Genomic DNA, 22527 nt, shown 5'->3' with positions numbered 1-22527 from the left:
GCCGGCCACCACATCGTTACCACCGCCAATAGGGGCTGTGATTAAAGGTGTTGGTGATTCTGGTTAACAAAAGCGGTGCAATATGCAAGTTTTTATCATGCGTCACGGCGACGCGGCCCTCGATGCCGCCAGTGATTCGGTTCGTCCCTTAACCTCCAGTGGTTGTGACGAATCTCGCCTGATGGCGAACTGGCTGAAAGGTCAAAAAGTGGATATCGAACGTGTTCTGGTGAGCCCGTTCCTACGAGCCGAACAAACGCTGGATGTGGTGGGGGAATGTATGAACCTGCCAACCGGTGTGGATGTTTTGCCGGAGCTGACTCCGTGCGGCGATGTCGGTCTGGTCAGCGCCTATTTACAGGCTCTGGCCAATGAGGGTATCGCCACGGCGCTGGTTATCTCTCACTTGCCTTTAGTGGGGTACCTGGTGTCTGAGCTGTGCCCTGGCGAAACTCCACCGATGTTTACCACATCAGCGATTGCCAGCGTTACGCTTGACGAGAGCGGGAAGGGGACATTCAACTGGCAGATGAGCCCGTGTAACCTGAAAATGGCAAAAGCAATTTAATAAAGATTGGATTCTGACAAAGCGCACAGCCGCTATCCGGAAAATTAAAGAGCCGCAAACGCGGCTCTTTCTGTTTGCCTGCATCAGGGAAGTTCGGGCGGCAGCCACTCTTCCACTTCAATCAGCACCAACAGCGCGGCGTCACCACCGTACTCTTTTGGCGCCTGATGAAAGGCCATCACATGCGGATGCTGTGCCAGCCAGAGCGGCGTTTGCTGCTTAAGAATATGCTTTCCGTGGCCGTGCATCACGCAGGCGCAAAACACATGCTCACGACGGCAGGCGGCAATCAGCGCGCCTAACTCCTGTTTCGCCTGCTGCTGGGTCAGCCCGTGCAGATCGAGAAACAGCTCCGGGGAGTAATCGCCACGGCGCATTTTCTTCAGTTCGAAATGGCTGACGTCGGCACGCAGATATCTTACCGGGCCGTCCGTATTCAACAGTGGCTGAAACTCGTCTGAGAAATAGTGGCTGGCATCCGCCTGCTCCTGCAGCAGCTTTTTAACCGGAACCTCGGTCATTTTTTTACGTGGAGGCCGGTGAACAATGGTGTCCTGTTTAATTTTACGCGTGCCGGTCATCAGCTGGCGAAACAGCGTCTGATCCTCCTCGCTGAGCGATGTTTTCTTTTTCATTCGAGCATCTCATCTTTTATTTTCCCTTAGTTTAACCCGACTCGGCAGGCATCCGATCGCTTAAAACGCAATTTTCGCGCTCAGGCTCCGCGTGAATGCTGATTTATCGCCGCCTTCGTGGCAAACTAGCCGCCGAAATTAATACGAGCATGCCCTGGAGAAATACGTGGATAAAATTTTCGTCGATGAAGCCGTGAGTGAACTGCATACCATTCAGGACATGTTGCGTTGGGCGGTCAGCCGTTTTAGCGCGGCGAATATCTGGTATGGCCATGGCACGGATAACCCATGGGACGAGGCCGTACAGCTGGTGCTGCCGTCGCTTTATTTGCCGCTGGATATTCCAGAAGATATGCGGACTGCGCGTCTGACCTCCAGCGAGCGCCATCGTATTGTTGAGCGCGTGATTCGCCGCGTCAACGAGCGCATTCCGGTGGCTTATCTTACCAACAAAGCCTGGTTCTGCGGGCATGAATTTTATGTTGATGAACGTGTGCTGGTTCCACGTTCACCGATCGGCGAGCTTATCAATAACCGCTTTGCTGGCCTGATTAATGAGCAGCCCCAGCATATCCTCGATATGTGTACCGGCAGCGGCTGTATTGCCATTGCCTGCGCCTATGCCTTCCCGGAAGCCGAAGTCGATGCCGTGGACATTTCCACTGATGCGCTGGCGGTGACTGAGCAAAATATTGAAGAGCACGGCCTGATCCATCACGTAACGCCGATCCGTTCCGATCTGTTCCGCGATCTGCTGAAGGTTCAGTATGACCTGATAGTGACCAATCCACCGTATGTCGATGCAGAAGATATGTCCGATCTGCCAAACGAATACCGCCATGAGCCTGAATTGGGACTGGCGTCCGGTAGCGATGGGCTGAAACTTACCCGCCGCATTCTGGGTAACGCCCCGGACTACCTGTCAGATAACGGTATTCTGATTTGTGAAGTCGGAAACAGCATGGTACATCTGATAGAGCAATATCCGGATGTACCGTTCACCTGGCTGGAGTTCGACAACGGCGGTGACGGCGTTTTCATGCTGACCAAAGAGCAGTTAGTTGCTGCTCGTGAGCACTTCAGCATTTATAAAGACTAATTACACGCGCACGCACATACACAACACGCATAACGGAGCCGTGATGGCAGGAAACACAATTGGGCAACTCTTTCGCGTAACCACCTTCGGCGAATCACACGGGCTGGCGCTCGGTTGTATTGTCGATGGTGTTCCGCCGGGCATTTCTCTGACAGAAGCTGACCTGCAGCACGATCTCGACAGACGTCGTCCAGGTACTTCGCGTTACACTACGCAGCGCCGTGAGCCGGATCAGGTGAAAATCCTCTCCGGCGTGTTCGAGGGCGTTACCACCGGCACCAGCATTGGCTTGCTGATTGAAAATACCGATCAACGTTCACAGGATTACGGCGCGATCAAAGATGTTTTCCGTCCGGGTCATGCCGACTATACCTATGAACAGAAATATGGTTTGCGCGACTACCGTGGCGGTGGGCGTTCATCCGCACGTGAAACGGCGATGCGCGTGGCGGCCGGAGCGATTGCCAAAAAGTATCTGGCAGAAAAATTCGGCGTTGAAATTCGCGGCTGTCTGACGCAGATGGGCGATATTCCGCTGGAGATCAAAGACTGGTCTCAGGTGGAACTTAACCCGTTCTTTTGTCCGGACCCGGATAAACTCGACGCGCTGGACGAACTGATGCGCGGACTGAAGAAAGAGGGCGACTCCATCGGTGCGAAAGTGACCGTTGTTGCAAGCGGCGTACCTGCGGGTCTTGGCGAACCTGTATTCGACCGTCTGGATGCGGACATCGCCCATGCGCTGATGAGTATTAATGCCGTTAAGGGCGTTGAGATTGGCGACGGATTTGACGTTGTTGCACTGCGCGGCAGTCAGAACCGCGATGAAATCACCAAAGAGGGTTTCCAGAGCAACCATGCGGGCGGCATTCTGGGCGGGATCAGCAGTGGGCAACAAATCATTGCTCATATGGCACTGAAACCGACGTCCAGTATTACCGTTCCTGGACGCACCATTAATCGCTTTGGTGAAGAAGTCGACATGATCACTAAAGGTCGTCACGATCCGTGTGTTGGGATCCGCGCAGTGCCGATCGCTGAAGCAATGCTGGCGATCGTGTTGATGGATCACTTGTTGCGTCAGAGGGCGCAAAATGCGGATGTGAAGACCGATATTCCACGCTGGTAAAAATGAAAAAAACGGCACTTGCGGCGCTGGCTCTGTTTGTCAGTACCGCCTGTCTGGCGGCAACGCCCTGGCAGAAAATTACCCATCCGATTGCAGGCAGCGCGCAGTCGATCGGCGCGTTTTCCAATGGCTGTATTGTTGGCGCAGATACGCTGCCTGTACAGTCAGAACACTATCAGGTGATGCGCACCGATCAGCGCCGTTACTTTGGTCATCCGGATCTGGTGATGTTTATCCAGCGTTTGAGTAATCAGGCCAATAATCTGGGGCTGGGCACGGTGTTAATCGGTGATATGGGCATGCCGGCCGGTGGGCGATTCAATGGCGGTCACGCCAGCCACCAGACGGGACTGGATGTGGATATTTTCCTGCAACTGCCGAAAACGCGCTGGACCCAGTCACAGCTGCTGCGGCCTCAGGCGTTAGATCTGGTCTCGCAGGATGGTAAACGCGTTGTGCCGTCCCTGTGGAAGCCGGAGATTTTCAGCCTGATCAGGCTGGCTGCAAGAGATAATGAAGTTACGCGTATTTTCGTGAATCCGGCGATTAAGCAGCAACTTTGTCTGGATGCAGGGACCGACAGGGACTGGTTGCGTAAAGTGCGACCGTGGTTCCAGCACCGTGCGCATATGCACGTCCGGTTACGTTGTCCTGCCGACAGTCTTGAGTGCGAAGATCAACCGTTACCGCCACCGGGTGACGGCTGCGGCGCGGAGCTGCAAAGCTGGTTCGAACCTCCGAAACCTGGAACCACCAAGCCTGAGAAGAAGACACCGCCGCCGTTGCCGCCTTCCTGCCAGGCGCTACTGGACGAGCATGTACTCTAATGGATCATTTTGTCTCTCTGTTTATGGTGTCGCCACTGCTGTTAGGTGTGCTTTTTTTTGTGGCGATGTTGGCAGGTTTTATTGATTCTCTGGCCGGAGGCGGTGGTTTACTCACCATTCCGGCATTGATGGCGGCCGGGATGCCACCCGCGCAAGCTCTGGCCACCAACAAATTGCAGGCCTGTGGCGGGTCTATCTCTTCTTCCCTTTATTTTATTCGCCGGGGTGTGGTTAACCTGGCGGATCAGAAACTCAATATCTTCATGACGTTTGTCGGATCAATGAGCGGCGCGCTATTGGTTCAGCACGTGCAGTCAGATATTCTGCGCCAGATCCTGCCGGTTCTGGTTATCTGTATTGGCCTCTATTTTCTGTTAATGCCGAAAGTGGGGGAAGAGGACCGACAGCGTCGATTGCATGGTTTGCCTTTCGCGCTGGTGGCCGGAGGCTGTGTCGGTTTTTACGATGGCTTTTTTGGTCCGGCGGCGGGGTCGTTCTACGCGCTGGCCTTTGTCATGCTGTGCGGCTACAACCTTGCGAAATCGACGGCCCACGCCAAAGTATTAAATGCCACCTCGAATATCGGTGGGCTGCTGTTATTTGCCCTGGGCGGCAAAGTGATTTGGGCGACGGGCTTTGTGATGCTTATTGGCCAGTTTATTGGCGCACGGATGGGCTCACGGCTGGTGCTCAGCAAAGGACAAAAACTCATTCGGCCGATGATCGTCATTGTCTCCGCCGTGATGAGCGCCAAGCTACTTTATGATAATCATGGACAGGAGATTCTCCACTGGCTGGGGATGAACTAATGAATAATACCCATCACTACGAACAGTTAATTGAGATTTTTAACGGCTGCTTTGCCGATGAATTTAATACCCGTCTGATTAAAGGCGACGATGAACCGATCTATCTTCCTGCAGATGCGGAATTGCCGTATCACCGTATCGTTTTTGCGCATGGTTATTATGCCAGTGCGTTACACGAAATTTCACACTGGTGCATCGCGGGAAAGGCGCGTCGTGAGCTGGTTGACTTCGGTTACTGGTACTGCCCTGACGGACGCGACGCGAAGACGCAATGTCAGTTTGAAGATGTGGAAGTGAAGCCGCAGGCGTTTGACTGGTTGTTTTGCGTGGCGGCGGGCTACCCGTTTAACGTCAGTTGCGACAACCTGGAAGGGGACTTTGAACCGGATCGCGTCCTATTCCAGCGCCGTGTTCATGCTCAGGTGATGGAGTACCTGGAGAAGGGGATCCCTGAACGCCCGGCGCGCTTCATCAACGCGTTACAGAATTATTATCACACGCCTGAACTTAAGGCGGAACAATTCCCGTGGCCCGAAGCGCTAAACTGAAGCCGCTGCCACGTTTACAATGAGGAAAGAAGATGATCGCGGAGTTTGAATCACGCATTCTGGTATTAATCGACGATATGGTAGAGCACGCCAGCGATGATGAGTTGTTTGCCAGTGGTTATTTGCGTGGACACCTGACGCTGGCCGTGGCCGAACTGGACGCTGGCGAGGACCATTCCGCTGAGGCATTGTACGCCAATGTGACCAGCAGCCTGGAAAAAGCCATCAGCGCAGGTGAACTCTCGCCGCGTGACCAGGCGTTAGTGAAAGAAATGTGGGACACTCTGTTCCAGAAAGCGACAAAACAATAATTGCAGTTGCGTGTGCCGGATAGCGACGCTCAGGCGTCTTATCCGGCCTGGCAGAGTGAAGCATAGTCTTTAGGCCTGATAAGCGTAGCGCCATCAGGCAATAGTGAGTTTTATTTCACCGCTTTTCCCTTCAATAACTTCCTGACCCACAGACGATTAGGATTCAGCGCCGCCAGGGTGCTGGCATCCATGGGAATAGGTTCATCGCTCATTTGCGAAGCCAGAATTTCCGCACACAACGGCGCAGAACACAGTCCGCGCGAGCCCAGTGCGCCCAGCATAAATAAATCGGAATACACCGGTGCGCTTACGGCATGCTCTTTATCTTCAGCAAGCGTGGCGTACTGGCTGAGCGTGGCGTTATAGTCCGCGACGTTGCCGACCATCGGTATGTGATCGCGCGTGGCGCAGCGCACCCCACAGCGGGCGGCATTATCACTAACGTTTACCTCTTTTGCCCACGCAGCGTTGGGGAAGCAGTCGACTAAGCGTTGACGGTTTTGCTGCTGATCGTCCTCGCGAAAGGCTGTCTCTTCACTTCCTCGATGATAGCTGGCGCCAATGCAGTGCTGCTGGTTTTGCGGGTTGTGCGGCGTGAGGTAGCCGTCATAGCACAACACCTGGCGTAGCGCTGAAAGTGCTGGCGTGGTGGGAATATGACTCACCTGACCGCCTACGGAGTACACGGGTAGAGCTTGCGTCTGCTCAACGCTGTTAATGCGGTGACCGTTAGCCAGAACGACCGCTGCGTGAGTGGTGATTTCACCGTTAGAAAACTGTAGTTGCCAGCCTGACGTCTGGCGTGTCAGAGAGGTCAACGTGTGTTGATAACGGGCGCGTAATCCCAGAGTTGAAGCGTAGTCCAGTACGGCGGTGGTCAACTGCGCCGGGCACAGCCATCCTCCGGCTGGATACTGAATCCCACCGCATTCGGTTTCCACGCCCGTAGTTTGCAACACCTGCTTCGCGTTCACGCCGACGGCGAGCGGTTCGGGCAGTTCAAGGGACAGCATCTGAGCGATTTTTTGCTGACTTTTCTCATCCCATGCGAGTTGCGTTACGCCGCACCAGTCATGCGCAAACTCAACGGGAAGGGTGTCATACAGTCGACGGGCGAAGGTAAACGCGGTGGGGAAAAAGAGATTAATAGCCGCGTCTTGCTTGCTGAGTAACGGATAGAGTGCGCCCTGGCGATTACCGGATGCGCCCCCGGCAGGTTTATCGTCCGCGCAATAGAGCGTGACCTGCCAACCGCGACGCAATAAGGCCAGCGACAGCAATGCACTGGCTATTCCTCCGCCAATAATGGCGGCTTCGCGCTTCTCTGTTCCCGTACGTGCAAACCAGGGGGCTGAAGAAGGCCGCGCCTGAGTTTGTTCCATTACGCCACAAAGCATTTCACGTTTGCGACCAAAACCTTTGCATTTTTGCATCGTAAATCCGGCTTCCTGTAACCCGCGACGTACGAATCCTGCCGAGGTGAAAGTCGCCAGCGTGCCGCCGGGACGCGCCAGTCGGGCCATCGCGTTAAACAGCGTCGGCGTCCACATATCCGGATTTTTTGCTGGTGCGAAACCGTCCAGAAACCAGGCGTCCACTTTTTGATTCAGAGAGTCATCCAGCTTGCTGGTTAATTCGTTAATATCGCCAAACCACAGATCCAGCGTGACGCGCCCATCATCAAGTAGCAGACGATGACACCCCGCCAGCGGCAGCGGCCATTGTTCTTGCAGCGCCGTGGCCCATGGGGCAAGTTCTGGCCAGTGTTGGTGGGCTGTGGTGAGATCTTCACGGGTCAGCGGAAATTTTTCAAAACTAATGAAATGTAATCTTTCCAGGGTAGCGTCAGGGTGGGTATCACGGAATTCGGCAAATGCCTGCCAGAGCGTGAGGAAGTTAAGTCCGGTGCCAAACCCGCTTTCGGCCACCACGAAGAGGGGACGTGAATGCACAGGGAATCGCTGGGCGAGATGGTTACCGCCGAGAAAGACGTAACGTGTCTCTTCCAGCCCGTTGTCATTAGAAAAATAGACATCGTCAAAATCTCGGGAAACAGGTGTACCCTCAGCGTTGAATTCAAGGTTGGCAGGTTGTATAGCGTATTGTTTCACGTAAGTTACTCGTCTGGCAGGCTGTGTCCCGATCTTAGCGATGAGTGCCTGGCTGCGCAAATTTCCACATAAAATGGCTGATCGGACTTGTTCGGCGTACAAGTGTACGCTATTGTGCCACTCGAAACTTTAAAATAGTGCGACTTACAGAGGTATTGAATGAAACGTGCAGTGATTACTGGCTTGGGCATCGTTTCCAGCATCGGTAATAACCAGCAGGAAGTCCTGGCATCTCTGCGTGAAGGACGTTCAGGGATCACTTTCTCTCAGGAGCTGAAGGACTCCGGCATGCGTAGCCACGTTTGGGGCAACGTAAAACTGGATACCACTGGCCTCATTGACCGCAAAGTAGTGCGCTTCATGAGCGACGCATCCATCTATGCATTCCTTTCAATGGAGCAGGCAGTGGCTGATGCCGGCCTGGCTGCAGAAGATTACCAGAACAATCCGCGCGTTGGCCTGATTGCAGGTTCCGGCGGCGGTTCCCCGCGTTTCCAGGTGTTCGGCGCTGACGCAATGCGTAGCCCGCGTGGCCTGAAAGCGGTTGGCCCGTATGTGGTCACTAAAGCGATGGCTTCAGGCGTTTCTGCCTGCCTCGCTACACCGTTCAAAATCCACGGTGTTAACTACTCCATCAGCTCTGCCTGTGCGACATCTGCGCACTGCATCGGCAACGCAGTAGAACAAATTCAGCTGGGCAAACAGGACATCGTTTTTGCTGGCGGCGGCGAAGAGCTGTGCTGGGAAATGGCGTGTGAATTCGACGCAATGGGCGCGCTGTCTACCAAATATAACGACGACCCATCTAAAGCTTCCCGTACCTATGACGCACACCGTGATGGTTTCGTTATTGCAGGCGGCGGCGGTATGGTCGTGGTCGAAGAGCTGGAACACGCTCTGGCTCGTGGCGCGCACATCTATGCGGAAATCGTCGGTTACGGCGCAACGTCCGATGGCGCAGACATGGTTGCTCCGTCTGGCGAAGGCGCAGTACGTTGCATGCAGATGGCGATGCACGGCGTAGATACGCCGATCGACTACCTGAACTCCCACGGTACCTCTACTCCGGTAGGCGACGTGAAAGAGCTGGGCGCAATTCGTGAAGTGTTTGGCGACAACAGCCCGGCAATTTCTGCGACCAAAGCGATGACCGGTCACTCACTGGGCGCGGCTGGTGTACAGGAAGCTATTTACTCTCTGCTGATGCTGGAACACGGCTTTATTGCGCCAAGCATCAACATTGAAGAGCTGGACGAGCAGGCGGCAGGTCTGAACATCGTGACCAAACCGACCGAGCAGGCGCTGACCACCGTGATGTCCAACAGCTTCGGCTTTGGCGGCACCAACGCTACGCTGGTTATGCGTAAACTGAAAGCGTAAGACTGAAAGATTATGCAAAAGGGGAGCCTGATGGCTCCCTTTTTTATATCGTTGACAACCGCTCTGGTTTACAGGCAGACTCCAGCTTCAACATTATCCTCTTGATAATGCGTAAGCGTTTAACGTTATCCAACGCACCTTAATCCTGATAGTCAGGTAGAGGGGGCGTGGGCATTCCTCGCCTTACTCTGCATTTTGGAGTAACGCATGACAGCTGTAACCCAACAAGAAAAAACACCTTCGGCGAACTTTTCGCTGTTTCGCATCGCTTTTGCGGTTTTCCTGACCTATATGACGGTCGGTTTACCTTTGCCCGTCATTCCTCTGTTTGTGCACCAGGAACTGGGCTATGGCAATACCATGGTCGGCATCGCCGTCGGCGTACAGTTTCTGGCGACGGTATTAACACGCGGCTACGCCGGGCGGTTAGCCGATCAATATGGTGCCAAACGCTCGGCGCTACAGGGGATGTTTGCCTGTGGGCTGGCGGGTGCGGCGTGGCTGTTAGCCGCGCTATTGCCCGTTTCTGTTCCCGTAAAATTTGCGTTGCTAATCGTCGGTCGTTTGATCCTCGGTTTTGGCGAAAGCCAGTTGCTCACCGGAACGCTGACCTGGGGGCTGGGGCTGGTCGGCCCAACACGCTCCGGTAAGGTGATGTCATGGAACGGAATGGCGATTTACGGCGCGCTGGCCGCCGGTGCACCGTTGGGCCTGTTGATCCACAGCCACTTTGGCTTCGCGGCGCTGGCGGGAACCACGATGGTATTACCGCTGCTGGCATGGGTATTCAACGGCACCGTGCGTAAAGTGCCTGCACATGAAGGAGAACGCCCTTCGTTATGGAGCGTGGTAGGGCTTATCTGGAAACCGGGCCTGGGCCTGGCGCTGCAGGGCGTTGGCTTTGCGGTGATCGGTACATTTATTTCACTCTATTTTGTCAGCAATGGCTGGACGATGGCGGGGTTCACCCTGACCGCGTTTGGCGGGGCGTTTGTGCTGATGCGCATTCTGTTTGGCTGGATGCCGGACCGGTTTGGCGGCGTGAAGGTTGCCGTTGTCTCTTTGCTGGTGGAAACCGCAGGACTGATTCTGCTGTGGCAGGCCCCAACAGCCTGGGTTGCACTGCTTGGAGCGGCATTAACCGGGGCCGGGTGTTCGCTTATCTTCCCGGCCTTGGGCGTCGAGGTGGTGAAGCGAGTACCCGCGCAGGTTCGCGGTACGGCGCTGGGCGGATACGCCGCATTTCAGGATATCTCCTACGGCATAAGCGGGCCGGTCGCCGGGGTGCTGGCCACCGCGTACGGTTATCCCTCAGTGTTCCTTGCCGGGGCGATATCCGCCGTGGTGGGGATTATTGTAACGTTGCTTACGCTGCGTAAAGGTTAAGCGACCAGCCAGAAAATGGCTAACGCAATCATCAATGCAACAAACAACAGTCCCGGTCGTGCCGACAGAGATTTAACCGTTTCAATCATCGGCGCGAACGGGCTGTAAATGGGCTGCAGATGACGCGGATCGCTGAGCTCGCGTTCTCGTTCCACGCGACGCAGGAAAATTTGATTGAGCAAGTCCTGCACCTGCACCGTGGTCAGAATCGATTGTGGTTGGATCTGATACGTCTGCTGCGCGTACTCTTTTATTGCTGTCAGCTCATTCGGCTCTAATGGCAGCTTCAGCGCCGCCTGGAGCGTTTGTAGCGTCGGGGCGCTTTGCAGGCTGAGCGTCTGGCGCGCCTGTAACCAGGTCACCAGATGCGTAAATTGTTTGGCGGGGATCAGCTCACCGCTTTTTACGCCAGACAACTCCAGCATCGACTGCCAGATCATCTTGCCGGATTCCCCGGTAGCCGCCGCCAGTTTAGTCACCAACTGGTTCAGGGTATTGTGCTCTGCGGGTAATAGCGGTCGGTCGGTGGCCGGGCGCTGCTGCGGCTGCGGTATTGAAAGCTGCCCCTGCTGCAACAGCGTGAGCACGTTCTTCAACTGCTCTGGCGTGAGCTGGCTGAGCGCCGTTTGCCCAAACTGCTGACGGATAAAATCACTCACCGCCTGGCGGTTATTTCCCTGACCAAGTAATTCCGTGAGCTGTGACAGCACCTGACGATTGGCATGATTTTGCTGAGCAACCTCCAGTCGCTGGTTCAGGTTTTGCTCCGCGGCAGGAAAGTGGCGTGACTGCAATGGCGTGTCACTTTTAACGCCCAGATCGTGCTTCATTCCTGCCCACACCTCGGCGTTTTGCTGCTGGGTGAGCGAAATCAAACGGGTGATTAATCGTTCCAGCACGGTACGTTGTTGCGTGGATAACGGTTGTTCACCCGCAGCGGAAGGGGCATTTTGACCTTCGCCGGGAGGACGGGCGGGCGTACCTGAAATGGGCTGCATCATCTCTGTTCCTTAAATCTGTCCTGACCAGGTCTCGCAGTATGCCTGGCGGCGAGATTATGGCACACTTGCCCGGTTAACTCTCGTTCTCAAACAGGTGCGAAAGACGTGAAAATTCTCGTTGATGAAAATATGCCCTATGCCCGCGAACTGTTCAGTCGTTTGGGGGGGGTCAAAGCGGTTCCTGGCCGTCCGATTCCCGTTGCCGAACTGGATGATGCGGATGCCTTAATGGTGCGCTCGGTGACGAAAGTAAATGAATCACTGCTTAGCGGAAAACCGATTAAATTTGTCGGCACAGCAACCGCAGGCACAGATCATGTGGATGACGCCTGGCTTGCGCAGGCTGGGATCGGTTTTTCCGCCGCGCCCGGTTGTAACGCGATAGCGGTCGTAGAATATGTTTTTTCAGCGTTGCTGATGCTGGCGGAGCGCGACGGCTTCGCGTTACGCGATCGTACCGTGGGTATTGTGGGTGTGGGCAACGTGGGCGGGCGTTTGCAGGCGCGCCTGGAAGCGCTGGGGATCCGCACGTTGCTGTGCGATCCGCCGCGGGCCGATCGCGGTGACGAGGGCGATTTCCGCTCGCTGGACGAACTGGTAGAGCAAGCCGATGTGCTGACTTTCCATACGCCGCTGTTCAAAGACGGACCCTACAAAACGCTGCATCTCGCTGATGACGCACTGATTAGCCGACTGAAGCCGGGTACCATCCTGATCAATGCCTGTCGTGGGCCGGTGATCGACAATACGGCATTGCTGAACCGATTGAATGCCGGGCAGTTGTTAAGTGTCGTGCTTGATGTCTGGGAAGGGGAACCGGATCTCAACGTGGCATTGCTTGAAAAAGCTGATATCGGCACCGCGCACATTGCCGGATATACCCTGGAAGGAAAAGCGCGAGGCACCACGCAGGTCTTTGAGGCCTATAGCAAGTTTATTGGACACGAACAGCACATTGCGCTTAATACCCTGTTACCTGCGCCGGAGTTTGGTCGTATCACCCTGCATGGTCCGTTAGATCAGCCAACGCTGAAAAGGCTGGCGCATTTAGTGTATGATGTGCGCCGCGATGATGCGCCGCTGCGTAAAGTCGCTGGAATTCCGGGTGAATTTGATAAACTGCGCAAAAATTATCTTGAGCGCCGTGAATGGTCGTCTTTGTATGTGATGTGTGACGACGCAACCGCTGCTGCCTTGTTGTGTAAGCTGGGTTTTAACGCCGTTCATCACCCGGCACATTAATGTCTTCTTAATGCTCCCTGTCGAATAATGCGACAGGGACGCTTACGTATTTCTGGAGTAAATCACCATGTCTGAAGGCTGGAATATTGCCATTCTGGGCGCAACGGGCGCCGTAGGCGAAGCCCTGCTCGATACGCTGGCTGAACGCCAGTTCCCGGTCGGTGAAATTTATGCGCTGGCGCGTAATGAAAGCGCCGGTGAGCATCTGCGTTTTAACGGTAAATCGGTCATTGTTCAGGATGTTGCCGACTTTGACTGGACGCAGGCGCAACTGGCATTTTTTGTTGCAGGCGTTGAAGCCACTGCCGCATGGGTGGAAGAAGCAACCAATGCAGGTTGTCTGGTTATCGACAGCAGTGGCCTGTTTGCGCTCGAGCCGGACGTTCCGCTGGTGGTTCCGGACGTTAATCCGTTCGTGCTGGCGGATTACCGTAACCGGAATGTGATTGCGGTCCCTGACAGCCTGACCAGCCAGTTGCTGTCTGCGCTGAAGCCGCTGATTGATGACGGCGGGCTGTCACGGATTACGGTGACCAACATTATTTCGGCTTCCGCTCACGGTAAAAAAGCCGTAGACGCGCTGGCCGGACAAAGCGCGAAACTGCTTAATGGCATTCCGATTGACGAAGATGATTTCTTTGGTCGTCAGCTGGCGTTCAATATGCTGCCGCTGCTGCCCGATCGCGAAGGCAGCGTGCGCGAAGAGCGTCGTATCGTTGATGAAGTGCGCAAAATTATGCAAGACGACGGTCTGCTGATCTCCGCCAGCATCGTGCAGTCCCCGGTGTTTTATGGCCATGCGCAGATGGTGAATTTTGAAGCCCTGCGTCCATTGGCGGCGGAAGAAGCTCGTGATGCGTTTTCACGCGGCGAAGATGTGGTGTTGTCGGAAGAGACCGATTTCCCGACCCAGGTTGGCGACGCGTCAGGTACTCCGCACCTTTCCATTGGTTGCGTGCATAACGATTACGGCATGCCGGAGCAGGTTCAGTTTTGGTCTGTGGCAGACAACGTACGCTTTGGCGGTGCGTTGATGGCGGTGAAAATTGCGGAAAAACTGGTGCAGGAGTACCTGTACTAATGTCTGACCTGCAACAGCCGTCAACCCATAAAATTGCGCTGGGCATTGAGTACGACGGCAGCAAATATTATGGCTGGCAGCGCCAGAACGAAGTGCGTAGTGTTCAGGAAAAACTGGAAAAAGCGCTCTCTCAGGTGGCGAATGAACGTATTAATGTTTTTTGTGCAGGTCGCACGGATGCGGGCGTTCATGGCACTGGGCAGGTTGTGCATTTTGAAACCACTGCTCAGCGTAAAGATGCGGCCTGGACACTGGGGGTAAATGCGAATTTACCTGGTGACATCGCCGTGCGCTGGGTGAAAGCTGTACCTGATGATTTTCATGCCAGATTTAGCGCTACGGCTCGCCGTTATCGCTACATCATCTACAATCATCGGTTGCGCCCTGCGGTTTTGGGTAAAGGGGTAACCCATTATTATGAACCGCTGGACGCTGAGCGTATGCATCGTGCAGCCCAGTGTCTGATTGGCGAAAATGATTTTACCTCGTTCCGTGCGGTACAGTGCCAGTCGCGCACACCGTGGCGTAACGTGATGCACATTAACGTCGAACGTTTCGGTGCATATGTGGTGGTGGATATTAAAGCGAATGCCTTTGTACATCATATGGTCAGGAATATTGTCGGCAGCCTGATGGAAGTAGGTGCCCACAACCAGCCGGAGAGCTGGATAGCAGAACTGTTAGCGGCGAAGGACAGAACGCTGGCAGCGGCAACGGCGAAAGCGGAAGGACTGTATCTGGTTGCAGTAGATTACCCGGAACGGTTCGACCTGCCAAAACCGCCTATGGGCCCGCTATTTCTGGCGGACTAATTTGAGTCGTATAAAGGCAAAACTATGGACCTGATTTACTTTCTTATTGATTTTATCCTGCACATTGATGTGCACCTGGCGGAGCTGGTCGCGGAATACGGTATCTGGGTATACGCGATTCTGTTTCTGATCCTGTTCTGTGAAACCGGGCTGGTGGTGACACCGTTCCTGCCGGGAGACTCGCTGCTGTTTGTTGCTGGTGCGCTTTCTGCGCTGCCAACTAACGATCTTAATGTTCATCTGATGGTGGTATTGATGATTGTGGCGGCGATCGTGGGCGATGCGGTGAACTACACGATTGGCCGGTTGTTCGGTGAAAAACTATTTAGCAACCCGAACTCCAAAATTTTCCGTCGCAGTTATTTGGATAAAACCCATGCGTTCTATGAGCGTCATGGTGGTAAAACCATTATTCTTGCGCGTTTCGTACCCATCGTACGGACATTTGCGCCGTTTGTTGCCGGTATGGGGCACATGTCCTACCGTCATTTTGCGATGTATAACGTCGCAGGCGCGCTGCTGTGGGTCTTGCTGTTTACCTATGCAGGTTATCTGTTCGGCGACCTGCCGATCGTTCAGGAAAACCTGAAATTACTGATTGTGGCGATTATTGTCCTTTCCGTATTGCCGGGCGTAATTGAAGTGATTCGCCATAAGCGTGCTGCGTCACGGGCTGCAAAATAGAAAGTAACTCAGCGGTTCGACCACTTTTTTATCCAAAGTTTCGGGCTGTTATGTTTTAATGTGCAACATTCATGGTCTGTTAGGGGCAAAAATGGCATTATGCGCCCCTTATAACAAAGCTGACTAGGGTTCAGGCAGAAAGGTCACCAATGAGCTGGATTGAACGAATTAAAAGCAACATTACTCCCACCCGCAAGGCAAGCATTCCTGAAGGGGTGTGGACCAAGTGTGATAGCTGCGGTCAGGTTTTATACCGTGCTGAGCTGGAACGTAATCTTGAGGTCTGTCCGAAGTGTGACCATCATATGCGCATGTCGGCGCGCAATCGCCTGCATAGCCTGTTAGATGAAGGTTCTCTTGTGGAACTGGGTAGCGAACTTGAGCCGAAAGATGTGCTGAAGTTTCGTGACTCCAAAAAGTACAAAGACAGACTGGCCTCTGCGCAGAAAGAAACCGGCGAGAAAGATGCGCTGGTGGTAATGAAAGGCACGCTGCATGGTATGCCGGTCGTTGCTGCGGCATTCGAGTTCGCGTTTATGGGCGGCTCCATGGGCTCTGTGGTCGGCGCGCGTTTTGTCCGTGCCGTCGAACAGGCGCTGGAAGATAACTGTCCGCTGATCTGCTTCTCCGCTTCTGGCGGGGCGCGTATGCAGGAAGCACTGATGTCTCTGATGCAGATGGCAAAAACCTCTGCCGCGCTGGCGAAAATGCAGGAACGCGGTTTACCGTATATTTCTGTACTGACCGACCCAACGATGGGCGGTGTTTCCGCAAGCTTCGCAATGCTGGGCGATCTCAATATTGCTGAACCGAAAGCACTGATTGGTTTTGCGGGTCCGCGTGTTATCGAGCAAACCGTACGTGAGAAACTGCCGCCGGGATTCCAGCGCAGCGAGTTCCTGATTGAAAAAGGCGCTATCGATATGATTGTCCGCCGTCCGGAAATGCGCCTGAAACTGGCAAGCATTCTGGCGAAGCTGATGAATCTTCCTGCGCCGAATCCGGATGAGCCGCGTGAAGGCGAGGTGGTACCTCCGGTACCCGATCAGGAATCAGAGGCCTGATAACTTACTCTATGGATTTTGAGTTGCAGGAAGGCGGCAAGAGAGTGAACCCCGATGAGCTTGCGCTGGCAAGTGATTCGGGTGAGCGAGAGCAGCCAATACACCTGCAGCTTGAAGGACGACGAGTAAAAAAGGGCAGGGCCAACTGGCGCTGCCTTTTGCTTTTTTCTACGTAATAAAATTACAGGCATCATGGACAATAAACGTATTCCTCAAGCCGCGTCGCCCCTGGCGTCGTGGCTTTCTTATCTGGAAAACCTGCACAGTAAAACCATCGATCTGGGCCTTGAGCGTGTAAGCCAGGTGGCGCGCAAACTGGGTGTGTTGAAACCCGCGCCATTTGTGTTTACGGTGGCAGGAACCAACGGAAAAGGCACGACCTGTCGTACGCTGGAATCTGTGCTGACCGCAGCAGGCTATAAAGTCGGGGTCTACAGTTCGCCGCATCTGGTGCGCTACACGGAACGCGTGCGCGTGCAGGGGCGTGAACTGTCGGAATCAGCGCATACCGCATCGTTTGCTGAGATCGAAGACGCGCGTGGCGACATTTCTCTGACCTACTTTGAATACGGTACGCTATCAGCGCTCTGGTTGTTTAAACAGGCGCAATTGGATGTCGTTATTCTGGAAGTGGGGCTGGGCGGGCGTCTTGATGCCACCAATATCGTTGATGCTGATGTGGCTGTGATCACCAGTATTGCGCTTGATCATACTGACTGGCTGGGCCCGGATCGTGAAAGCATTGGTCGTGAGAAAGCGGGAATTTTCCGCGCAGAGAAACCGGCTATCGTTGGCGAACCGGAAATGCCTTACACCATCGCGGATGTCGCGCAAGAGTGCGGGGCAATTTTGCAACGCTGCAGCGTGGACTGGCGCTATGCGGTAACTGAGAACGACTGGTCGTTTACGGATAATCACGGAACGTTGGCGCATCTGCCGTTGCCACAGGTTCCCCAACCTAACGCTGCTACCGCACTGGCCGCGCTGCGCGCAAGCGGGCTAAAAGTCAGCGAGCAGGCCATTCGTGACGGCATCAAACACGCGATTTTGCCCGGACGCTTCCAGATTGTGAGCGAGTCGCCGCGAGTGATTTTCGATGTTGCCCATAACCCGCATGCGGCGGAATATCTGACCGGACGTCTGAAAAAGTTAGTGAAAAGCGGGCGTGTACTTGCGGTTATCGGTATGCTACATGATAAAGACATTGCCGGTACGTTAGCCTGGTTAAAAAGCGTGGTTGACGTTTGGTACTGTGCGCCCCTGGAAGGGCCGCGTGGCGCAACGGCAGAACAATTGCTGGAGCATCTGGGCAAAGGCAACGCCTATGACAGCGTGGCGCAGGCATGGTCTGCGGCACTGGCTGAGGCGAAGCCTGAAGATACCGTGTTGGTGTGTGGATCGTTTCACACTGTCGCACATGTCATGGAAGTAATAGACGTGGGGAGAAGCGGTGGCGAGTAAGTTTCAGAATCGATTAGTCGGCACAATTGTGCTGGTCGCGCTGGGAGTGATTGTGCTCCCCGGGTTGCTTGACGGGCAGAAAAAGCATTATCAGGATGAGTTTGCGGCGATCCCTCTGGTGCCGAAACCCGGCGATCGCGATGAACCAGACATGATGCCTGCGGCAACGCAGGCGCTGCCGACCCAGCCGCCGGAAGGGGCGGCAGAAGAGGTGCGTGCGGGTGATGCTGCCGCGCCATCCTTAGATCCTTCACGTTTGACGACGGCCAACAGCGCAGAGTTGGATCCTGTCCCTGCGCCCGTAGAGCAGCCGAAGCCTAAACCGAAGCCGCAGCCTGTTGCCGTCGCTCCGACGCCTGCACCGGCCCCAGCACCTAAACCGGCCGCTGAAGAACCGCCAGCGCCAACCGGCAAGGCGTACGTCGTACAGCTCGGGGCGCTGAAAAATGCGGATAAGGTCAATGAGATCGTGGGTAAACTTCGTGGCGCGGGCTTCCGGGTATATACTTCCCCGTCAACGCCGGTGCAGGGTAAAATAACCCGCATTCTCGTCGGGCCGGACGCCTCCAAAGATAAGCTGAAGAGCTCGCTGGGCGAGCTGCAGAAGCTCTCTGGTCTGAGTGGCGTCGTGATGGGGTACACCCCTAATTAAGGGATTGCGCTATTTACGGCGCAGCTCTTATTCAGGCCGGATACGGTGTTTTCACCGCTATCCGGCAGTGCCCAAAGAGGCATAAAACGGTATGGCGTTGAAGATTTTTTCAGCGCCATTTTTATTTACGCGTGGAAAGGAAATCCCTACGCAAACGTTTTCTTTTTCTGTTAGAATGCGCCCCGAACAGGACGACAGGGCGTAAAATCGTGGGACACATATGGTCTGGATTGATTACGCCATTATCGCGGTGATTGGTTTTTCCTGTCTGGTTAGCCTGATCCGTGGCTTTGTTCGTGAAGCATTATCGTTGGTGACTTGGGGTTGTGCTTTCTTTGTCGCCAGCCATTACTACACTTACCTGTCTGTCTGGTTTACGGGCTTTGAAGACGAACTGGTTCGAAATGGGATTGCTATCGCGATACTGTTCATCGCGACACTTATCGTCGGCGCTATCGTTAACTTTGTGATAGGCCAACTGGTAGAGAAAACAGGTCTGTCGGGAACCGACAGAGTGTTGGGGATCTGCTTCGGTGCTCTGCGCGGAGCGCTGATTGTCGCCGCCATCTTGTTCTTTCTCGATACGTTTACCGGTCTGTCGAAAAGTGAAGACTGGAGTAAGTCGCAGCTGATCCCGCAGTTCAGTTTCATCATCAGATGGTTCTTTGACTATCTGCAAAGCTCGTCAAGTTTCTTGCCCAAAGTATAAACTTTGGGTTGTTGCTGAACGAGGAAAAGACGTATGTGCGGTATTGTCGGTATCGCCGGTGTTATGCCGGTAAACCAGTCGATTTATGACGCGTTAACGGTGCTCCAGCATCGTGGCCAGGATGCCGCTGGCATCATCACCATTGATGCCAACAACTGCTTCCGCTTGCGTAAAGCGAACGGAATGGTGAGCGACATTTTTGAAGCGCGCCACATGCAGCGTTTGCAGGGCAACATGGGCATCGGTCATGTGCGTTACCCAACGGCTGGCAGCTCCAGCGCCTCCGAGGCTCAACCTTTCTATGTCAACTCACCGTATGGCATCACGCTTGCCCACAATGGCAACCTGACCAACGCGCATGAGCTGCGTAAAAAGCTGTTTGAAGAAAAGCGCCGCCACATCAATACCACTTCAGATTCAGAAATTCTGCTGAATATTTTCGCCAGTGAGCTGGATAACTTCCGCCACTACCCGCTGGAAGCCGATAATATTTTTGCCGCTATTGCGGCAACCAACCGCCAGATCCGCGGTGCCTATGCCTGCGTGGCGATGATTATCGGTCACGGTATGGTTGCCTTCCGCGATCCGAACGGCATCCGTCCGCTGGTGCTGGGTAAACGTGATATTGGCGATGGTCGTACCGAGTACATGGTGGCCTCCGAGAGCGTAGCGCTGGATACGCTGGGCTTTGAATTCCTGCGTGACGTAGCTCCTGGCGAAGCGGTCTATATCACCGAAAAAGGTCAGCTGTTTACCCGGCAGTGTGCGGATAACCCAGTCAGCAATCCGTGCCTGTTCGAGTATGTTTACTTTGCACGTCCTGACTCTTTTATCGACAAGATTTCCGTCTACAGCGCCCGTGTAAACATGGGTACCAAGCTTGGCGAAAAAATTGCTCGTGAGTGGGAAGATCTGGACATCGACGTAGTGATCCCGATTCCGGAAACCTCGTGCGATATCGCGCTGGAAATTGCCCGCATTCTCGGTAAGCCGTACCGTCAGGGTTTTGTGAAAAACCGCTACGTGGGCCGTACCTTTATCATGCCGGGCCAGCAACTGCGCCGTAAATCCGTGCGCCGTAAGCTGAACGCCAACCGTGCGGAATTCCGTGATAAAAACGTGCTGCTGGTGGATGACTCTATTGTACGCGGTACCACCTCTGAACAGATTATCGAGATGGCGCGTGAAGCCGGAGCGAAGAAGGTGTATCTGGCCTCTGCTGCCCCGGAAATTCGCTTCCCGAACGTTTATGGTATTGATATGCCTACGGCGACGGAGCTGATTGCACATGGTCGCGAAGTGGACGAGATTCGCCAAATAATTGGCGCAGATGGTCTTATCTTCCAGGATCTGAACGATCTGATTGAAGCCGTTCGCGCTGAGAACCCGGATATTCAGCAGTTTGAATGTTCAGTGTTTAACGGTGTGTACGTCACCAAAGATGTCGACCAGCAATATCTCGATTTCCTCGACTCCCTGCGTAACGACGACGCCAAAGCGATTTTGCGTCAGAACGAAGCGGAAAACCTTGAGATGCACAACGAAGGTTAATGATATCGCCAGCGGCAAAATGTCGCTGGCTTTCATCAGTCACTAACTACGCCGAAGCGAATAGCGTATTTCTGTACCTTGTATTGCAGCGTCGTTCGAGAAATATTGAGACTGCGTGCCGCAGCGGCAATATTTCCCTGACAGGTATTTAGTGCCGTTTCAATCAGGCTTTTTTCGAACCTGGCTACCTGTACATCAAGGGAGCCATCTCCCTCAGACTCCGCGCGTACTGGGCGGCTGACAACGGTTGGGATATCCGTAACCCCTAAGCTTAATTCTTCCTCTTCAAAGACAATTTTTTTTAGCATTCCGTCGTTTTCTTGCATAATCATGCTGCGCACGATGGCATTTTCCAGCATCCTGACATTGCCGGGCCAGGTATGATGTAACAAGGCAATACGTGCGGCTTCGCTCAGACCATGAATATCTTGCGGCACATCATTACGGTATTTATCGATGAAATAATTAGCCAGTAGCGCAATATCTTCCGGACGTTTGCGTAAAGGCGGAAGGGTGAGCATACCCACATTCAGACGATAAAAAAGATCTGCGCGTAGCTTACCTGTTTGAATCAGCCGTGCGGGCGTTTCATTCATTGCCGCAACGATACGTACATCAGAATGGATCTGCTGTTGACCGCCCAGCCGCCAGAACGTTTTATCCTGGAGAAAACGCAGGAGCTTACTTTGCATCTCAATGGGCATCGCGTTTAGTTCATCCAGAAAGAGCGTTCCTCCGTTGGCCAGTTCCAGATACCCCTGACTATTTTCTGCTCCGGTGTACGCACCGCGGACAGTACCAAAAAGTGTACTTTCGATGAGCGTCGGCGGGAGTGCGCCGCAGTTCAGGGCAATAAAAGGTTTGTCAGCGCGTTTACTACATTGATGGATGAGACGAGAAAAAAGCTCTTTACCGGTTCCTGTTTCGCCAACGATAGTCACTGGAATATTGCTGGCTGCCAGACGTTTTGCCTTCGCAATGTTGTGCAGCATTTCCGCATTCTCAGTAATGATTGCGTGGTGTTTTTCATGGCGATCGGCATAGAGCAGATGGTTTAGTTCAACAACCTGCTCCTGCAGCCGCCTGACGCCGGACATATTCCTGCCAATTTCAATCACGCCAATCATGCTGCCATCGCTTGACCAGAGCGGGGCGGTGGTATGTTGATAATCTACCGCCTGGCCGCGTGCGTTATAGTAAATCTGGTAGTGTCCAATATATTCCACGCCCTTCTTCAATGATGAAAGCATGGTGCTTTGCGTCTCTTTCATGCTCGGATAGACGTCCAGCATATGTTTTCCTAATGCCTGCTCAATGCTATATCCATCCAGATCCGCGCTTTCCTGGTTGTAGTAGACATACTCGCCACGTTCATTGATCACCGCCAGGGGTTGGTGGATGAGGTCGAAGAAGCGGGAGAATATTTTAAGTGCTGCAGCCAGCTCTTTGTTGGTCGAAGCCATAGCC

The 22527-nt window shown here is 54.0% G+C and carries 22 protein-coding genes; 18 read left to right on the top strand and 4 right to left on the bottom strand.

Features of this window, described 5'->3' with window-relative positions:
* Window positions 1–82: 82 nt before the first annotated feature.
* On the top strand, window positions 83–568 hold the full coding sequence (gene sixA, locus ACU8YC_RS06520; protein ID WP_151219951.1) for a phosphohistidine phosphatase SixA: 486 nt from the start codon (window positions 83–85) through the stop codon (window positions 566–568).
* 83 nt (window positions 569–651) lie between these two features.
* Here sixA and smrB read toward each other — a convergent pair whose 3' ends face one another.
* A complete protein-coding gene (gene smrB / locus ACU8YC_RS06515; protein ID WP_151219950.1) occupies window positions 652–1203 on the bottom strand; it encodes an endonuclease SmrB in 552 nt (183 codons plus the stop codon).
* Between the two features lie 166 nt (window positions 1204–1369).
* On the opposite strand from smrB, the gene prmB reads away from it, so the two are divergent.
* The 6 genes from prmB to ACU8YC_RS06485 are packed head-to-tail and all read left to right on the top strand — an operon-like array spanning window position 1370 to window position 5926.
* The gene (prmB, locus tag ACU8YC_RS06510) at window positions 1370–2302 is read left to right on the top strand and encodes a 50S ribosomal protein L3 N(5)-glutamine methyltransferase (protein WP_151219949.1); all 933 of its coding nucleotides are present in this window, start codon (window positions 1370–1372) and stop codon (window positions 2300–2302) included.
* A gap of 43 nt (window positions 2303–2345) precedes the next feature.
* On the top strand, window positions 2346–3431 hold the full coding sequence (gene aroC / locus ACU8YC_RS06505; protein WP_043017081.1) for a chorismate synthase: 1086 nt from the start codon (window positions 2346–2348) through the stop codon (window positions 3429–3431).
* Between the two features lie 2 nt (window positions 3432–3433).
* On the top strand, window positions 3434–4258 hold the full coding sequence (gene mepA, locus ACU8YC_RS06500) for a penicillin-insensitive murein endopeptidase (RefSeq protein ID WP_151219948.1): 825 nt from the start codon (window positions 3434–3436) through the stop codon (window positions 4256–4258).
* Window positions 4258–5067 carry a sulfite exporter TauE/SafE family protein gene (locus ACU8YC_RS06495; protein WP_187253475.1) on the top strand — a complete coding sequence of 270 codons (810 nt, stop codon included), beginning with the start codon at window positions 4258–4260 and terminating at the stop codon, window positions 5065–5067. The genes mepA and ACU8YC_RS06495 overlap by 1 nt, the downstream gene beginning before the upstream one ends.
* Window positions 5067–5615: an elongation factor P hydroxylase gene (locus tag ACU8YC_RS06490; protein WP_151219947.1), complete on the top strand. Its 549-nt coding sequence runs from the start codon at window positions 5067–5069 to the stop codon at window positions 5613–5615. Before ACU8YC_RS06495 ends, ACU8YC_RS06490 begins: the two co-directional genes overlap by 1 nt.
* 32 nt (window positions 5616–5647) lie before the next feature.
* Window positions 5648–5926 (top strand): YfcL family protein, encoded by a 279-nt coding sequence (locus ACU8YC_RS06485; protein WP_151219946.1) that lies wholly within the window; start codon window positions 5648–5650, stop codon window positions 5924–5926.
* Between the two features lie 110 nt (window positions 5927–6036).
* On the opposite strand, the gene mnmC is transcribed toward ACU8YC_RS06485, so the two are convergent.
* A complete protein-coding gene (gene mnmC / locus ACU8YC_RS06480) occupies window positions 6037–8037 on the bottom strand; it encodes a bifunctional tRNA (5-methylaminomethyl-2-thiouridine)(34)-methyltransferase MnmD/FAD-dependent 5-carboxymethylaminomethyl-2-thiouridine(34) oxidoreductase MnmC (RefSeq protein WP_187258655.1) in 2001 nt (666 codons plus the stop codon).
* A 159-nt stretch (window positions 8038–8196) separates the two neighbouring features.
* Between mnmC and fabB the strand changes: the two genes are divergently transcribed.
* The gene (fabB, locus tag ACU8YC_RS06475; RefSeq protein ID WP_046670107.1) at window positions 8197–9417 is read left to right on the top strand and encodes a beta-ketoacyl-ACP synthase I; all 1221 of its coding nucleotides are present in this window, start codon (window positions 8197–8199) and stop codon (window positions 9415–9417) included.
* Window positions 9418–9624: 207 nt separating this feature from the next.
* Window positions 9625–10803 carry an arabinose transporter gene (locus tag ACU8YC_RS06470; protein WP_446895127.1) on the top strand — a complete coding sequence of 393 codons (1179 nt, stop codon included), beginning with the start codon at window positions 9625–9627 and terminating at the stop codon, window positions 10801–10803.
* On the opposite strand, the gene flk is transcribed toward ACU8YC_RS06470, so the two are convergent.
* Entirely contained in the window at window positions 10800–11801 is a 1002-nt protein-coding gene (gene flk, locus ACU8YC_RS06465) for a flagella biosynthesis regulator Flk (RefSeq protein WP_446895169.1), read from the bottom strand. The genes ACU8YC_RS06470 and flk overlap by 4 nt on opposite strands.
* A 108-nt stretch (window positions 11802–11909) precedes the next feature.
* On the opposite strand from flk, the gene pdxB reads away from it, so the two are divergent.
* The 9 genes from pdxB (at window position 11910) to purF (ending at window position 21060) form a co-directional block, all read left to right on the top strand.
* Complete coding sequence (pdxB, locus tag ACU8YC_RS06460; RefSeq protein ID WP_446895126.1) at window positions 11910–13046, top strand: 4-phosphoerythronate dehydrogenase PdxB; 1137 nt, start codon at window positions 11910–11912, stop codon at window positions 13044–13046.
* A 67-nt stretch (window positions 13047–13113) separates the two neighbouring features.
* Window positions 13114–14127 (top strand): aspartate-semialdehyde dehydrogenase, encoded by a 1014-nt coding sequence (locus ACU8YC_RS06455; protein WP_187253472.1) that lies wholly within the window; start codon window positions 13114–13116, stop codon window positions 14125–14127.
* Window positions 14127–14939 (top strand): tRNA pseudouridine(38-40) synthase TruA, encoded by an 813-nt coding sequence (truA, locus tag ACU8YC_RS06450; protein WP_151219941.1) that lies wholly within the window; start codon window positions 14127–14129, stop codon window positions 14937–14939. Before ACU8YC_RS06455 ends, truA begins: the two co-directional genes overlap by 1 nt.
* Window positions 14940–14963: 24 nt before the next feature.
* Window positions 14964–15623, top strand: coding sequence for a DedA family protein (locus tag ACU8YC_RS06445; protein ID WP_103770339.1), 660 nt, complete (start codon window positions 14964–14966; stop codon window positions 15621–15623).
* Between the two features lie 149 nt (window positions 15624–15772).
* Window positions 15773–16687 (top strand): acetyl-CoA carboxylase, carboxyltransferase subunit beta, encoded by a 915-nt coding sequence (accD, locus tag ACU8YC_RS06440; protein ID WP_115601722.1) that lies wholly within the window; start codon window positions 15773–15775, stop codon window positions 16685–16687.
* A 192-nt stretch (window positions 16688–16879) separates the two neighbouring features.
* Entirely contained in the window at window positions 16880–18148 is a 1269-nt protein-coding gene (folC, locus tag ACU8YC_RS06435; protein WP_151219940.1) for a bifunctional tetrahydrofolate synthase/dihydrofolate synthase, read from the top strand.
* Window positions 18138–18800, top strand: a complete 663-nt coding sequence (gene dedD, locus ACU8YC_RS06430) for a cell division protein DedD (RefSeq protein ID WP_187253470.1) — start codon at window positions 18138–18140, stop codon at window positions 18798–18800. Before folC ends, dedD begins: the two co-directional genes overlap by 11 nt.
* Before the next feature lie 220 nt (window positions 18801–19020).
* A complete protein-coding gene (gene cvpA / locus ACU8YC_RS06425) occupies window positions 19021–19509 on the top strand; it encodes a colicin V production protein (RefSeq protein ID WP_005129678.1) in 489 nt (162 codons plus the stop codon).
* 33 nt (window positions 19510–19542) lie between these two features.
* Window positions 19543–21060, top strand: coding sequence for an amidophosphoribosyltransferase (purF, locus tag ACU8YC_RS06420; RefSeq protein WP_005129677.1), 1518 nt, complete (start codon window positions 19543–19545; stop codon window positions 21058–21060).
* Window positions 21061–21095: 35 nt separating this feature from the next.
* On the opposite strand, the gene ACU8YC_RS06415 is transcribed toward purF, so the two are convergent.
* A complete protein-coding gene (locus ACU8YC_RS06415) occupies window positions 21096–22523 on the bottom strand; it encodes a sigma-54 interaction domain-containing protein (RefSeq protein WP_187253469.1) in 1428 nt (475 codons plus the stop codon).
* Window positions 22524–22527 lie beyond the last annotated feature (4 nt).

The organism is Citrobacter sp. VF227, assembly GCF_052950715.1.
Note: the sequence above shows the minus strand (reverse complement) of the source record. Positions and strands in the feature narration are given on the sequence as shown.